Annotated in this window: 11 protein-coding genes and 1 pseudogene; 7 read left to right on the plus strand and 5 right to left on the minus strand. The window is 45.0% G+C overall.

What is annotated here, in order from left to right:
• Positions 1-72 precede the first annotated feature (72 nt).
• From AC0YN7_RS19770 to AC0YN7_RS19800, 7 genes and pseudogenes are all read left to right on the plus strand, one after another.
• Complete coding sequence (locus AC0YN7_RS19770; protein WP_475811751.1) at positions 73-2,730, plus strand: family 78 glycoside hydrolase catalytic domain; 2,658 nt, start codon at positions 73-75, stop codon at positions 2,728-2,730.
• Positions 2,731-2,814: 84 nt separating this feature from the next.
• Positions 2,815-3,180, plus strand: a complete 366-nt coding sequence (locus AC0YN7_RS19775; RefSeq protein WP_475811752.1) for an ArsR/SmtB family transcription factor — start codon at positions 2,815-2,817, stop codon at positions 3,178-3,180.
• A 251-nt stretch (positions 3,181-3,431) separates the two neighbouring features.
• Positions 3,432-3,986 (plus strand): glycerol-3-phosphate responsive antiterminator, encoded by a 555-nt coding sequence (locus AC0YN7_RS19780; protein ID WP_475811859.1) that lies wholly within the window; start codon positions 3,432-3,434, stop codon positions 3,984-3,986.
• 24 nt (positions 3,987-4,010) lie between these two features.
• Positions 4,011-5,498, plus strand: a complete 1,488-nt coding sequence (gene glpK, locus AC0YN7_RS19785) for a glycerol kinase GlpK (protein ID WP_475811753.1) — start codon at positions 4,011-4,013, stop codon at positions 5,496-5,498.
• Between the two features lie 213 nt (positions 5,499-5,711).
• Positions 5,712-7,370: a glycerol-3-phosphate dehydrogenase/oxidase gene (locus tag AC0YN7_RS19790; RefSeq protein ID WP_475811860.1), complete on the plus strand. Its 1,659-nt coding sequence runs from the start codon at positions 5,712-5,714 to the stop codon at positions 7,368-7,370.
• Between the two features lie 986 nt (positions 7,371-8,356).
• A pseudogene (locus AC0YN7_RS19795) lies at positions 8,357-9,316 on the plus strand (cation diffusion facilitator family transporter); the annotation flags it as partial.
• A gap of 154 nt (positions 9,317-9,470) precedes the next feature.
• Positions 9,471-10,454, plus strand: coding sequence for a Gfo/Idh/MocA family protein (locus AC0YN7_RS19800; protein WP_475811754.1), 984 nt, complete (start codon positions 9,471-9,473; stop codon positions 10,452-10,454).
• A 252-nt stretch (positions 10,455-10,706) separates the two neighbouring features.
• Here the strand turns inward: AC0YN7_RS19800 and AC0YN7_RS19805 are convergent, their stop codons facing one another.
• The 5 genes from AC0YN7_RS19805 to AC0YN7_RS19825 form a co-directional block, all read right to left on the minus strand.
• Complete coding sequence (locus AC0YN7_RS19805) at positions 10,707-11,828, minus strand: ABC transporter permease (RefSeq protein WP_475811755.1); 1,122 nt, start codon at positions 11,826-11,828, stop codon at positions 10,707-10,709.
• On the minus strand, positions 11,829-12,758 hold the full coding sequence (locus AC0YN7_RS19810) for an ABC transporter ATP-binding protein (RefSeq protein WP_475811756.1): 930 nt from the start codon (positions 12,756-12,758) through the stop codon (positions 11,829-11,831).
• Between the two features lie 318 nt (positions 12,759-13,076).
• Positions 13,077-13,883 (minus strand): class I SAM-dependent methyltransferase, encoded by an 807-nt coding sequence (locus AC0YN7_RS19815; RefSeq protein WP_475811757.1) that lies wholly within the window; start codon positions 13,881-13,883, stop codon positions 13,077-13,079.
• Positions 13,884-14,173: 290 nt separating this feature from the next.
• A complete protein-coding gene (locus tag AC0YN7_RS19820) occupies positions 14,174-14,656 on the minus strand; it encodes an NUDIX hydrolase (RefSeq protein ID WP_475811758.1) in 483 nt (160 codons plus the stop codon).
• A gap of 233 nt (positions 14,657-14,889) precedes the next feature.
• Complete coding sequence (locus AC0YN7_RS19825) at positions 14,890-15,759, minus strand: VOC family protein (protein WP_475811759.1); 870 nt, start codon at positions 15,757-15,759, stop codon at positions 14,890-14,892.
• Positions 15,760-15,834: the final 75 nt, after the last annotated feature.

A 15,834-nucleotide genomic window follows, 5' to 3' on the forward strand; every position in this document is an offset into this window, starting at 1 on the left:
ATTATAGAGGAAAACATAACGACATGGAAAGCGAACAGTTGGAAATTATGCTTCTTATAGGAGGAATTATTGATGTTTAAAGTTGTTGAATTACGATGCGAGTATCAGCATAACCCGATAGGAATTGGTGTAAACAGGCCGCGAATCAGCTGGCAGCTGCAATCGGATGAGAGGGGTATCAGCCAGTCAAGCTATCAAATTGAGGTGGCGAATGAGCTGTCTTTTGCAAATATTATATGGGATTCTGGCAAGGTGACTTCGGGTCAGTCAGTACATGCTGAGCTGAATTCATTCGTCGCGGAATCATGCAGACGTTATTATTACCGGGTACGTGCTTGGAATCAGCGTAAAGAGTGCTCTGAATGGTCCGAAGCGGCCTTCTGGGAAATGGGAATACTGACTTCAAGTGAATGGAAAGGAGAATGGATTAGTGCTCCATTGCAGTTGGTGCCTGTAATATCGGAAACTAGCCCAATGCTGCGGAAACCGTTTGTTCTCAAAGGTGCGGTAAAAGAGGCTCGCCTATACGCGACAGCTTTGGGACTGTATGAGCTGGAGCTGAATGGGAAACGAGTAGGTGACTGCTACTTTACACCAGGCTGGACCAGCTATAGCCATACACTTCAGACACAAACCTATGATATTACGGAATCCTTGCTAGCCGGTGAAAATGTGGTTGGCGCATTGCTCGGTAATGGTTGGTATAAAGGCAATTTAGCTTGGAATCATCAGAAATGTATTTATGGAGATCGACTCGCTTTGCTTGTACAAATGCAGATCGAATATGAAGATGGTGAGGTCGAGACAATTGTATCGGATGATACCTGGAAAGCTGCCTTAAGTCCGATTCTCATGTCGGAAATCTATCATGGAGAAACGTATGATGCACGTTTGGAGCAGCAGGGCTGGAGCACATCTGCCTATGATGACAAAGAGTGGGCTCACGTTGAAACTATCGATCAGGATAAGCAGATTTTAAAGCCTCAAATCAATGAGCCTGTTCGTAAGCAAGAACACTTAGAGCCAGTTGCGCTGCTAACAACGCCGAAAGGTGAAACGGTCATTGATTTTGGGCAAAATATGGTCGGCTGGGTTCGATTTTCCGTACAAGGAGACGCAGGGACAGAAGTGTCACTTCTTCACGCGGAGGTGCTGGACCAAGAAGGTAATTTTTATATCGATAATCTTCGGAATGCGAAGCAGACGATTAAGTATGTTCTAAAGGGCGGGGAAAAGGAAACGTTCGAACCGCGATTCACATTCCAAGGCTTTCGCTATGTGCGAGTCATCGGCATTCAAGAGCCGTTAACGCTGACTGATTTTACAGGTATCGTATTGCACTCTGACATGGCGGACACGGGTACTTTTGAGTGTTCCGATCCACTTGTTAATCAGCTGCAACATAATATTAAATGGGGACTGAAGGGGAATTTTCTAGATGTGCCTACGGATTGTCCGCAGCGGGATGAGCGGCTAGGCTGGACGGGTGATGCACAAATGTTCATCCAGACGGCATCGTACTTATCGAACGTGGCTCCCTTTTTCACAAAATGGCTGCGTGATGTTGAGTCGGAGCAACGAGATGACGGCGGGGTTCCGTTCGTTGTTCCACATGTATTAGGTGAGAAGGATCATTCTTCTGCAGCGTGGGGCGATGCCGCAGTTATTTGTCCTTGGACGCTCTACGTCTGCTATGGCGACATACGTATCTTGGAAGAGCAATATGAAAGTATGAAGGCTTGGGTATCGTATATTAGAGGTCAAGGTGACAATGAATTTCTGTGGAATACAGGCTTTCATTTCGGAGATTGGTTAGGACTGGACGCTAAGTCTGGTGATTACGTCGGGGCGACGGATCGGGATTTTATCGCTACTGCTTTCTATGCCTATTCCGTATCAATAATGGAGAAAACAGCTGCTGTACTGAATAAGCAAGAGGACGCGGAAGCGTATGGTGAGCTCTATGAAAAGGTCCGTTCTGCGTTTCAAGAGGAATTTGTAACGGCTTCGGGCAGGCTTTCAGTGCCTACGCAGACTAGTCATGTTCTGGCGTTAATGTTTGGTTTACTTGACAGCACAGCCGAGAAGCGGGCTGTTCTAAAGCTACATGAGTTGCTAGAGCAAAGCCAGTTCCACTTAACGACCGGCTTTGTCGGTACGCCTTATTTGAATCATGTGCTCTCTCAAAATGGCCTTAACGATGATGCTTATAAGCTCCTTTTGCAGCAAACATATCCATCATGGCTGTATCCAGTGACGAAAGGCGCGACGACGATTTGGGAGCATTGGGACGGTATTAAGGAGGATGGCAGCTTCTGGGCTGTAAATATGAATTCGTTTAATCATTACGCCTATGGAGCTATCGGAGATTGGATGTATCGGACAGTAGCGGGTATTCAAACGGTTGAAGAGGCGCCAGGCTATAAGCATATATTGATTGCTCCGCAGCTTGGAGAAGGACTCACTTGGGCGGAAGGCAAGCTTGAAACATTATACGGATTGGTCAGCTCCAAATGGATGAAGTTAGAGGATGGGACGATGTCGCTAGCAGTGACAATTCCCCCAAATACGACAGCGGAAATCCATCTGCCAGGAGCAACAGCTTCTTCTGAAGTTACCGAGGACGGAGTAGCATTGAGTGAGATCGAAGGTCTTACTAGCCTAGCAACAAAAGTAAACGGAAATATTACACTTACCGTCGGATCAGGAAGCTACCACTTTACGTATTAAGGGATGATAGTCTGCTCTATTACACCACCTCACTTGAAACATGATATAATGTGCTTCAGGACGTATAGGGTTGGTGAGATGGATATGGATAATCAAGTTACAGCTGCTTGTGATGATACATGCTTAGGCACGGAAGCTGATATAGCAAGTGTAAAAAGCAAGATGATCGGTGATTCAACCGCATCCCAGCTGGCAGATTTGTTCAAGGCGCTTGGAGATCCGACGCGTGTGAAAATAATTCAAGCGCTGCAGCTATCAGAGCTTTGTGTTCACGATTTGACACAGGTGCTTAGTATGGGGCAATCGGCCGTTTCCCATCAGCTGCGATTGCTGCGGAATATGCGAATAGTGAAGCGCCGGAAGGTCGGCAAAACGGTATTTTATTCGCTTGATGATGACCATGTAGAGCAAATTTTTATGCTCACTCTTCAGCATTTAAAGCATGAGTGAGAAACAAATAAGAGGCTGTCCCGATTGGTAAATAACCAGGGACAGTCATTTTTTTTGTGCAACTGAGCTACTCAAAATGATTTGCATGTTAGTTGTGAGATCAACTTGTAAAGAAGTTTTTTCTTGATTTTTAATAAAAAAAACGTATACTTTGGTTGAGTTTGAGGAAACAGCATCGGATGATTAGCTCATTCGTCCAGCTGTTCGGCAGGATAAGTGTCACAATATGCTAGGAGGTGGCTAAATTGCCGTTGTCGCTTGATGGTCAAAATGTTTTGCCTGCTGTGCACAAGCTTAAGGACGTGGAGAAGGTTCTTGTTTCCCCGTTTACCTATATGGTATTGCTAGGTGGACATTTAGGACAATTAAAAAGCATTGTCGATTTAGCGAGCCAGCATGGGAAGAAGGTTCTTCTGCATGCTGACCTGATCGATGGTTTGAAAAATGATGAGTATGCCACTGAATTTTTATGTCAAACTATCCGCCCTGCTGGGATCATTTCTACTCGCGGCAGTGTTATAGGCAGAACGAAGAAAAATGGACTAATTGCGATACAGCGGTTGTTTCTTATCGATTCAGATGCTCTTGAACGAAGCTATACGATGTTGGAGAAAATGAGACCAGACTATATCGAGGTACTGCCCGGCGTCATGCCAGACATTATTCGGGAAGTGAAGGAACGAAGCGGTATCCCTATTATTGCGGGTGGGCTTATTCGCACTCAGGAACATGTCAGACAAGCACTTGATGCAGGCGCATCAGCTATAACGACCTCAAGGAAGGAATTATGGCAGTCAATTTTGTAAACGCTTAAGGAGGAACTGAAAGCGATGGACACATATATACTATCGATAGATCAAGGAACTACAAGTACACGGGCGTTACTTTTTAACAGAGCCGGCACGATTATTAGTATGGCGATCGAGGAGCTGCCGCTGCATTACCCGCATGTAGGGTGGGTGGAAGCGGATGCCCTTTTTATATGGGAGTCAACCAAACAGGTTATGACTGAGGTTTTGAAGAAAGCCGGAGTAACGGCAGAGCAAATTGCTGGTATAGGCATAACCAATCAACGGGAAACAACGGTAGTATGGGATAAAATAACGGGAGAGCCGATTCATCCGGCTATCGTCTGGCAGTCTAGACAGACAGCTGATATTTGTGAACAGCTCAAAGCGGATGGACATGGGCCGCTATTTCATTCTCGCACAGGACTGCTCATCGATGCTTACTTTTCCGGAACAAAGGTGAACTGGCTGCTTGAACATGTGGATGGTGCAAGAGAACGGGCGGAGCGGGGCGAGCTGCTGTTCGGAACGATTGATACGTGGCTGATATGGAAGCTGACATCCGGCCAAGTACATGTGACTGACGTTACTAATGCGTCAAGAACGCTTATGTTTAATATCCATGAGCGTCAATGGGACGATGGGCTGCTGCGTATATTGAATATACCAAAGGCCATGCTGCCAGAGGTTCGCTCATCCTCCGAGGTGTACGGACAGATCGATGCTTCGTTGCTTGGATGCCCGATTCCGGTTGCTGGAGCAGCGGGTGACCAGCAGGCAGCGCTCTTCGGACAAAATGCTTTTCAGGAAGGCAGCACCAAAAATACGTACGGTACAGGCTGCTTCATGCTTATGAATACGGGCACGAAGGCGATTGATTCTACCCGCGGACTGCTTACGACTATAGCTTGGGAAGTTGATGGGAAAATGGAATACGCGCTTGAAGGCAGCGTGTTCGTAGCAGGGGCCGCCATTCAATGGTTGCGTGACGGTATTGAGCTCATAGAATCCGCATCTGAAACGGAAGCATTAGCTTCCCAAGTGGAGTCGTCGGAGGGTGTCTATGTTGTGCCCGCTTTCGTCGGACTCGGGACGCCCTATTGGAACAGCGATGTACGAGGTGCGGTGTTCGGGCTCACGAGGGGAACGACCAAGGCTCATTTTGTTCGTGCTGTATTGGAATCATTAGCTTATCAAACGAAGGATGTATTATCCGTCATGATAGAGGAATCAGGGCTGCCGCTGCGTTCATTGTCGGTAGACGGCGGCGCGGTCATTAACAATTTTCTGATGCAATTTCAAAGTGATTTGCTCGGTGTGCCTGTCGAGAGGCCGGTTATCAATGAGTCGACTGCGCTTGGTGCTGCTTTCCTTGCAGGGCTCGCGGTTGGTTACTGGGAAAGTAGAGATGAGCTGTCTAAGATTAGAAAAGTAGATCATATGTTTCAGCCGACAATGGACGATGAGAAACGACAGGAGCTTTATTCCGGTTGGCATCGTGCAGTCAAAGCGGCGATGGCTTTTTCATAATATATATGTTATACTGAAAATAAGTTAATAACGGTCGGAGACTTGGAGAAACCACGAAGACCGCTTCTAATTCCCTAAATGGGAAGGAAGCGGTTTGCGTGGTTTTTTTTATACCGATTGGGGTAAATAGGAGTAAGAAAGAGCATGGTACAGAACACTAAAGAACGGATCATATAGGGGGATATAATAATGACTACACAAAATAAAAAGCAAATGTTCGGAGCGGAAAGTCGTGCACGTATGCTTGCTGAATTGGATCGGTCACCTATCGATCTGCTAGTTATTGGCGGAGGTATTACTGGCGCAGGTATTGCGCTTGATGCGGCGGTACGCGGATTGAAGGTTGCAGTGGTGGAAATGCAGGATTTTGCAGCAGGCACCTCAAGCCGTTCTACGAAGCTGGTTCACGGAGGGTTGCGATATTTGAAGCAGCTTGAAATTGGTGTAGTAGCTGAGGTTGGCAAGGAGCGGGCGATTGTATATGAGAACGGACCGCATGTCACGACGCCGGAATGGATGCTGCTCCCGCTGTATAAAGGTGGAACCTTCGGTAAATTCTCTACCTCGATCGGATTGCGAGTATACGATTTTTTGGCTGGGGTAAGGAAGCATGAAAGACGCAAAATGTTGGGACCAATCGAGACTAGGTTCAAAGAGCCGCTGCTGAAGCAGGATGGCTTGAAGGGCGGGGGATATTATGTTGAATACCGTACAGACGATGCCCGGCTTACGATAGAAGTGATGAAGAAGGCGGTGGAGTCTGGTGCGATCGCCGTTAACTATACGAAGGTGGAAAACCTGCGTTATGATAAAAGCGGTAAAATTATCGGAGCGTTGGTTCGAGATCAAATAAGCGGCTCTGAGCATAACATCACGGCTTCGAAAATTGTTAATGCGACGGGACCATGGGTAGATGAGCTGCGCGACATGGATGGTTCAAAGCAAGGAAAGACGCTGCGCTTAACGAAAGGCGTTCATCTTGTGTTTGATCAAAGCCGTTTTCCGCTGAAGCAGGCCGTTTATTTTGATACACCAGATGGACGGATGGTTTTCGCTATACCTCGGGAGGGCAAGGCGTACTTCGGAACGACTGATACGAATTATACCGGAGACACGGTCAATCCTACGGTTACTTTGGATGATCGTACTTATTTGCTAGAGGCTGTTAATCTAATGTTTCCAGGATTGAAGCTTGTTGCAAAGGATGTGGAATCGAGCTGGGCTGGTCTCAGACCGCTCATTCAGCAAGAAGGGAAGTCACCTTCCGAAATATCTCGACGAGATGAAATTTTCATATCGAATTCTGGATTGATCTCAATAGCAGGAGGCAAGCTTACCGGATATCGTAAAATGGCGGAGAGTGTTGTCGATAAAGCAGTTGAGCTGCTTAAGCAGGATGATCAGACTGTCCATTACGAGAAGAGTCAAACAAAAAATTTACCAATGTCAGGCGGCGACTTAGGCGGGTCGGCCAACTTTGAACCCTTTGTAATAAAGAAAACAAAAGAGGGTCAGAAATTTGGTTTTAGCGAGGATGAGGCAGCTTTTCTTGCTAGGCGCTATGGATCAAATGTGGATATTCTATTCTCGCTAGCAAAAAGTACACGCCAATGGGCGGACTCCTTCAAATTGCCGATTGGCTTAGCGGTAGAGCTCCGTTATTCGATAGAAGCTGAGATGGTTGTGAAGCCAATCGACTTCTTCATCCGTCGTACTGGTGATCTTTTCTTCCGGATTGAGAACGTTCGTAAATGGAAAGGGCCAGTCATAGCAGCTATGGCAGAGAAATTAGGTTGGAGCGAGGAGCAACGGAGCCAATATACCATGGGGCTTGAGCAGGCCATGAATGAAGCGGTCAACCCGTTGTCGTAATAGTGGTCGACCCACTAGAGTAAATGTAATGATAAAGAGCATTGGTATCCGATTCTTATCGGGTAGCGATGTTCTTTTTTTGTTGAACGGTCTTAAGACCTTTATCAGTGCTTGATTACATGAAATTACATGGAATCCTATTCGAACGGAGTGATCATCCGGTTACCAGTATGCAATTTTAATAGACACAAATGAATGGGGATTTGAATGTATATTGTCCATTCAAACCGCTGTTATTTTCATTTTTTATGCGTTTGAATGGAAAATATACAATCTAATAGGCAGATAGTAACACTTTATCTACGGAACATACGATTAGCCTGTATGAAATACAGTCTGTGTGCAATATACGTCGTTTTGATGTAGCACTGATTATATGAAATACAGTCAAATACGATGCATGAAAATTATAAGTTTCTCATTTCCTGTAAACTGCTGGTTTTGAGCCGCTAAAATAGAGCAGATTAAAACTGAGTTTGCATGGGTTAGCACTTTTGTATGTGAATTGTGTTAGTGTGTTGCATGCGAGGAAAATACTAGTTATAATACATATGAGCATATATTCATATGTTTTATAACCCACTAACTGTTCACGAATAATTGAGAGACTAACCGTACTGGGGGAGATTCGCATGGCAGATAAAAATCAAGATCACATTGCTTTAGGGCGGCATACGAATGGTGATAAGCAGCATGACCATAAAGATATAGAACGACAAACTTGCAGCGATGAGCGGCATGATAAGCAGGGGCACGATCAAGCACGTACGCATTCTCATTCGCACGCGGATGGCGATCATCACGGTCACGGACACAGCCAGAGCCAGAGCCACAGGCACAGCCAAAGTCACAGGCACAGCCAAGGTCACGGGCATAGCCAGAGCCAAAGCCACAGCCAAGGTCACGGTCACGGAAATAGCCAGAGCCAGAGCCAAAGCCACAGGCACAGCCAAAGCCACGTTCACGGACATAGCCAAAGCCAAAGCCACAGGCACAGCCAAAGTCACGGTCACGGTCACGGGCATAGCCAGAGCCAGAGCCACAGTCACAGCCACGGTCATCATGGGCATTCTCATGCCCCGAATAATAAAAAGGGATTGCTAATCGCGCTTGTTATTACTTCCGTCATTATGCTGCTGGAGTTCGTCGGGGGGCTGGTTACCAACTCATTAGCTCTACTGTCCGATTCGGGTCATATGCTTAGCGATGCTACAGCGCTAGCATTAAGCTTGGTTGCTATGTGGTTTGCTGTCAGGCCGGCTTCAACTAGCCGAACCTTCGGTTTTCATCGTTTTGAAATATTAGCTGCATTGTTAAATGGAGTAACTTTGTTTGTTGTTGCCACCTTTATTATAGTAGAAGCGATAAAACGGATAGGTGAACCGCCGACCGTAGCAAGCGGCACGATGATGATTATCGCAATAATTGGACTTTTTGCTAATTTGGTAAGTGCGTGGTTTTTGATGCGGAAGGCTGACGTGAAAGACAATTTGAACGTTCGCAGCGCGTACCTTCACATTATGGGCGATGCGTTAGGCTCAGTAGGCGCAATTATTGCAGCTATTCTAATGTCACTGTTCTCCTGGTATATTGCTGATCCGATTATTAGTGTCATAGTAGCTTTACTTATTTTGAAAAGCGCATGGGGTATCATTAAATCAACGGTTCATATTTTAATGGAGGGGACGCCGATATCCATTGACACCGAGCAAGTAACAGCCGCTCTGCTGCGAATAAAAGGGGTCAAAGAAGTACATGATTTGCATATTTGGACGATAACGTCGGGTCTAGATTCTTTAAGCTGTCACCTTACCGTTGAAGAATCCGCGGACTGCCAAGTCGTGCTGCAAGAGGCGATAGAACAAATTGCAACGCAATTTCAAATAGAACATACGACGATACAAATTGAGAAACCACAGCTGCGGCATCCAAAGCTTAAGGTGTAAATTGAGGCGTGGCATAGAGGAAAGCATGTGAGATAGATAGATTAGGAATATGGCTTTTCCTTCTGTTTTCATAGGAATTAAACAAGCAGGAATATGAAGCCCCTTATCGAATGTCATGTTAAGGATTAGTCAGTAGATAAGGAGCGATTATACAATGAAAACCATTCGGTGGGGAATAATTGGCTGCGGTAATGTGACCGAGGTGAAGAGTGGACCCGGCTTTCAGAAAGCAGACAATAGTGAACTAGTTGCTGTTATGCGTCGTAACAGTGCGCTGGCCGAAGACTATGCTAAGCGGCATGGAGTATCCAAATGGTATGATGATGCTGATCAGCTCATTCAAGATTCAGAAGTAGATGCTATTTATGTTGCAACGCCGCCAGCACAGCATAAGGAATATGTGTTGAAATGCGCGAAAGCAGGGAAGCCTGTTTATGTCGAGAAGCCGATGGCACTTGATTTCAAGGAATGTCAGCAGATGATAGAATGCTGCAAGGAAGCAGCTGTTCCACTGTTTGTCGCTTTTTATAGAAGGGCGTTGCCTCGCTTTATCCGAATAAAAGAACTGATTGAGAACGGCGCTATTGGCGACGTTAGATTCGTTACGATGAAGCAAAGCAAGCAAGCTTATGTGCAATCAGAGGATGCGGTTTTGCCGTGGCGTCTGGACAAGGCCATTGCGGGCGGCGGTTTATTTGTTGATTTGGCTAGTCACACGCTTGATATCATGGATTTTTTATTGGGTCCTATTCAAGCGGCAACTGGAAACGCAGGCAATCAGGCAGGGTTATACGCCGTAGAGGATATTGTTTCGGCAAGCTTCTTGTTCGAATCAGGCGTTCAAGGGGCAGGAGTATGGTGTTTTACTGCGTTCGAGAATGCTGACATCAATGAGATAGTGGGAAGTAAAGGTAAGCTTATTTTCTCGACCTTTGGTGACGAGCCGATTGTACTTATGACGGAAGAGGGCCTTATGGAGTTTGAGGCGAAGAGACCGCAGCACATTCAGCAGCATTTAATCCAAACAATCGTGGACGAGCTTAATGGTGGAGCCGCAAGTCCCAGTCATGGGGAAAGCGCCGCTCGAACGAGCTGGGTCATGGACCAAATGCTGCAAGGCTATATGCAACCGGTGTAATGTTATAAGTTCAGACAATAGATTAGCTGGTTGTGTAGGAGCATGACGAAATACCATTCCCTTTTGTTTTAATTAGTTGAGGCTGTAAGGCCCGATTCCGGGCTTACAGCCTCATATTTGGTTAGTTTGACAGCTGTAAGTACAGTTTTTGAGCTTACAGTTAACTATATGCTAGGTTGAGCGCAAGTAAGAGGACTGAAAGTAGCTCCCTCTCCAAATCGTTTTTATATCTTGGGATAGCAGCATTCGTCCTTATCTTGCAGCTGCAATTGACTTAGCCTTGTACACTTGCGAGCCTACTAAGAAGGATACGATGCCCCATAATGCCATGATTCCCATTCCGATCCAGAAAGAGCTGGAGGTTATGCCAGCGGCGTAGATAAGACCGTCTCGCATACCGTCGACGAAATAGGTAAGTGGCAGCATTTGCGTAACCGGCTGAAGCCATGCGGGTAACGATTCGAGCGGGAAAAATACGCCACTGAGAAACATCATAAGCATGCTCGCAATATTGGCCATTCCCATATAAGCTTCAATCGATTTGCTGAACGAAGAGAATAAATACCCCATCGCATTAAAGACCAGTCCGCCCGCAATAAAGGCAATAACTAAGCTGAATACATTAATATGCAGGTTAGCGCCAAAGCCAAACACGCCAATCAATGATAAAATGATGATTTGAATAACGCCAAGCACGAGTCGGACAAGCATACCTGCTAATCCATATAGTCCCATTTTCGCCGGTGTCATTCGTAGCCGCTTCATCAGACCGCGCCGCCGCATTTCTACGAGATCAACCATACCGAACAATCCGCCTTGAGCAACCGATAAGCCAATCATTCCGGTAAGAAGAAAATCCTCGTAGTTAAGATCGTCAGCGCCGGAAGAAACGGAGTCCATCGTCATGCTGAAGGTGGGTGAGGCGCCGACTATAGCGAAGTTAGCTTGTTGAATAAATTTGTCCAAAATACCGGAAATCGCTTGTGCGGAGGCCCCTTTTTCTGCTTCCTTATTCAAGATTAACTGAAGCTTCGTAGCACTGTCCGATTCTGGGAGTACGATAAGCGCATCGATATCTTGATTTTCAACCCACTCTGTACCCTTCTCCTTACTAACCGGCTGCTCTTCCTTAAATTCAAATACCGATATTTGTCGAAGCTGCTCCATCAGCATGCTAGATGTAGCGTTTGGGTGTGGATCAACAACGGCTATCGTCGCCTTAAAGCTGCTGCTGGAGCCGCCTCCGAAAATAACCATAAATATCACCATCAAAATGACAGGGAAAAAGATGTTCCAAAACCATACCTGCTTTTCGCGAAACATCATTTTGATTTGGGCAGTGAACATTTTCGAAAATTGCTTGCTGCTATTCATCTAGTCCCTCCATTCTTTGCCGGTGAAGGCAATGAACACATCTTCGAGGCTCATCTCACGAATTGAGATTTGCTCGACTCGAAAACCGCGATCTTTCGTAAATCCGAATAGCTCATATAATGTATCCTCAGGCTGCGTTGTCCACAGCTGAAGCGATGAGCCTTCTCGATTGGTTCGGACAACGGCGGGGTGGAGGCCTGCAAACTTCTCCGTTTCAATGGCCGCTGCTTCTCCATCAATCAAGGAAAGGCGAACCTCTCTTTCCTTCGTCAAACGTTCGATTAGAACAGCAGGTGTATCTATCGTAACGACCTTGCCTTGATCGACAATACACACGCGATCGCTGAGCTTCTCGGCTTCCTCCATGTAATGCGTTGTCAGAATTGTTGTTTTGCCAAGCTCCTTCAGCTTCAAAATAATATCCCAAATGTTCCGCCTAGCTTGTGGGTCAAGACCCGTAGTCGGCTCATCGAGAAAAATCAGCGTAGGGTCATTAATCATCGCAAGTCCAATCGCGAGCCGCTGCCGCTGTCCACCAGACAGCTTTTTCACATGTTTATTTCGTTGGTCGGTTAAGCTAATCATTTCCAGCACTTCAGCAGTAGATCTTGATGTTGGGTAGAAGGTGGCGAACAAGTCGAGATTCTCCTCAACTGTCAATAAATCGAATAAAGCCCCTGATTGAGGCTGTACTCCGATCGAGACTTTAATTTGCTCGCTATTCCTCGCCCACGATAAAGGACCAAACATGATTTGACCCGAATCCGGCGTTTGAAGTCCTTCGATCATTTCTAACGTAGTCGTCTTGCCTGCTCCATTTGGTCCGATGATGGTGAACACTTCCCCGGCTTCCACTGAAAAGCTAATATCGGATACAGCGCTAACTGATCCATACGATTTCTGCAGATGACGTACTTCCAATACGGGCATAGGATAAACCTCCTAATGTTTTGTAAAGCAAAGCTCACTTCGAAAGCATATGCACAAATTTTGTGATGCAAAACATATTTCTGAAGCATTCACTTGGACTTCAGCCGTTCTTGAGACTATCCATATTTTATAACAAAGCCATCCGATGAGAGTACCGTCTTGAGCAGGTTTGTGGGTCGGTCTAGAGGAGGAGGAGGGGGAATGGAGAGTGTGGACGATAATCCCGAAATGCCGTAATTGTTCCGAAATGAGGTACACAAGTGCACCTCATTTAGAACGACTACCGATGAATCTCATGAAATGCAAAGTTCATACTAATTACGTCCTTCTCCCTATATATAACAGATGAGAGGAGATTCCCAGAACGGAGGGATCGTTAGCCAAGGCAATAAAAAATTTAATTAAGTTATCGTACTCTCCCTGATCTGCCCAATGCTGCTTTTGCTCGTCTGTCAACATGGATGCAATGCTGGAAGAACCAATTAAATCAATGGTTTCAAATCCACAGCTCTCTATAAAAGGTTTTATTTCATCAATGTTAAAATAATAGGCTCCTGTAAATCGGCCTTTATCAGTATGATTAAACACACCATTTTCATAGAACTCGTTTATTGCATCCATGCTGTCATTAGGTTTCCAAAATTGAGGATATTTCAAGGATGTAATGGTCATCTTCATCCGACTTTGAAAAGCGATAAATACGATGCCGTTTTTCTTAGTCACACGATGCAGCTCTTTAATGGCTGATATTCTTTCCTCTTCTTTTTGTAAATGATATAGAGGGCCTAGCATCAAAGAAGCATCATATATCTCATCGGGTATTCCATCTAGATGTGTTGCGTTTAACACATGAAATCCATTAAATTGTTGTGTTAGTCCATGATCAGAAGCTTTTTGCTCTGCTATTTCAACCAGCTTAGGAGTTAGGTCGGAGAGAGTTACGTTATATCCAAGCTTCGCCAATTCAATTGCATATTTCCCAGGTCCTGCCCCATTATCAAGCACAGCTCCAGATGCAGGGAGGTACTTCCTAATAAAGTGCATATTAATAGTGAACTCCAATGGTTCTCTATCCAACCTTCCCCATTCATCAAAAATAGAATAATACTCAATAACTTGCTTCATCTGCCACAACACCTGCCTTTAGTTTTTTATAATAAAGCAGAAAAAACCTATCACCTGCAAAGAGGCGATAGGTTTAACCTTCGCGGTACCACTCTTCTTGAATCGTTGAATTGTGGAAGTTATTGGATATCTAATCTAGATAGTAGCAAAAACCTAAATGAAATACAATGGAATTTCTATAATGATCTATACTCCATGACGATCTAAATATGTTTTTCATGAAAAATAAACGTATTGAATTATATTTCAAAATAACATCTCTGAATTTCTTCTAGCACCAAAATGCCGAGCTATACATTCCGTTTCAGTTTCAATTCAAATTCGGGCTTTGTTACATATTCCATATAATGTACATTTCCGACGAAGTCCAAATAGGCTTGATAGCGGGTACGGATCGCGGGCGCTGTAATTATATCAAGCACCTTATCTTTTGCAACCCAGCGACTATCTGATGTTTCCTCTGAAGTACACAATTGTCCACCAATGGCCTTACACGCATAATCCAATATGACTTTAGTAGGAACATCAGTAACACCGTCATGCCATTTATATAGGGATGTATTCGAATAAACGCCTATCAAGTGAGAAACAGTGGTGTCGATACCGCTTTCTTCTTTTATTTCTCTTTCTAATGCATCCATTAGATTTTCTCCGGCTTCCACCTGACCGCCAGGAAATACCCACCCGCCATGTTGTGTTTTCACCAAAAGGACTTCTTCTTGTTCATTAACTACGATACCGCCTACTGCTACAATATGGGTTGGCATTGCCATTCTTATTACCTCCGATGCTAAGAGTAACCATCTTATCCAAATGAATGATAGGAAGATATTAAGATTTCATATCCATTCCTTATACTGATTATAGACTCTGATGGGAAAGATGAAGTTGCACTATTTTTCCAGTTCTACAAATAAAAAAAGCGTAGTCTGGATTATCCAAACCACGCTTTTATATAGAAGCTATAAGTAATAGTCTTAATCATAAGAGGAGCTCAACACCATAATCAGTGCTTACAATCAAGATGAATTGCAATGCCTGAAGGGTCATGAACGACGAACACATTGTTTTGTTCACTGACTGTAACGCCTTCGCCGCGAAGATGGTTTAGCAGTACTTCACGGGATTCTACGGAAGGGAACATAATTGTAAAATAGCTCAATCCCACCGTATTTGCAGGAGGCAATGTGGCGCCTTCGCCTGCCCAAATATTCATGCCGATATGGTGGTGGTATCCGCCTGCTGAGACGAAAACGGCTGACATTTGCGCATAGTCGCCCACGACATCGAAGCCGAGCTTTCCTTCATAAAAAGCTCTTGATGTTTTCAAATTGCCAACATGTAAATGAATATGACCGATAACTGTGTGCGGCGGCAAGCCGCTCCATTCTGAGCCTTCGCTAAGCGCGAGCAGCTCTTCCCATGCAAGTGGGTCGGTAGCCATCACATAGTCGCCGTTCGCATCACGCTTCCATTGGTCCCGAGGACGATCAGCGTAAATTTCGATGCCGTTATTGTCAGGATCAGAAATATACAGCGCTTCACTTACCAGATGGTCGCCCTGTCCGATAGGAATACCAGAACGGATCAAATTACGCAGCGATATGGAAAGTGACATGCGGTCCGGCAGCAATATCGCAAAATGGTACAATCCAGCATTTGACCGTCTTGAAGGTATAGCCGCATTTGGAACTTCCTCGAGCACTAGCAGGGATGTTTGTCCGTCAGCCGAAAACGAAACCGTACGTTCCGATTCTTTATGCTTCATGATCTTCAAGCCGACAACGTCCTGATAAAATCGTATCGAACTTTCTAAATGACTAACCTTTAATTTAACTTCACCAAGTGTAATATTTGGATCTATTTGTGTGTGCAATATAATCACTCCTATTGGATAGTTGTAACCATGCTTTCTTATAACCACTATACTTACTTTTATATAATAACTTAC

This window comes from Paenibacillus sp. J31R122, from assembly GCF_056269185.1.

What these genes read in the sequence shown, in the direction of transcription:
- AC0YN7_RS19770 (WP_475811751.1), top strand. Translation starts at nt 73, where the DNA reads ATGTTTAAAGTTGTTGAATTACGATGCGAGTATCAGCATAACCCGATA.
- AC0YN7_RS19775 (WP_475811752.1), top strand. Translation starts at nt 2,815, where the DNA reads ATGGATAATCAAGTTACAGCTGCTTGTGATGATACATGCTTAGGCACG.
- glpK (WP_475811753.1), top strand. Translation starts at nt 4,011, where the DNA reads ATGGACACATATATACTATCGATAGATCAAGGAACTACAAGTACACGG.
- AC0YN7_RS19790 (WP_475811860.1), top strand. Translation starts at nt 5,712, where the DNA reads ATGTTCGGAGCGGAAAGTCGTGCACGTATGCTTGCTGAATTGGATCGG.
- AC0YN7_RS19800 (WP_475811754.1), top strand. Translation starts at nt 9,471, where the DNA reads ATGAAAACCATTCGGTGGGGAATAATTGGCTGCGGTAATGTGACCGAG.
- AC0YN7_RS19805 (WP_475811755.1), bottom strand. Translation starts at nt 11,828, where the DNA reads ATGAATAGCAGCAAGCAATTTTCGAAAATGTTCACTGCCCAAATCAAA.
- AC0YN7_RS19810 (WP_475811756.1), bottom strand. Translation starts at nt 12,758, where the DNA reads ATGCCCGTATTGGAAGTACGTCATCTGCAGAAATCGTATGGATCAGTT.
- AC0YN7_RS19815 (WP_475811757.1), bottom strand. Translation starts at nt 13,883, where the DNA reads ATGAAGCAAGTTATTGAGTATTATTCTATTTTTGATGAATGGGGAAGG.
- AC0YN7_RS19820 (WP_475811758.1), bottom strand. Translation starts at nt 14,656, where the DNA reads ATGGCAATGCCAACCCATATTGTAGCAGTAGGCGGTATCGTAGTTAAT.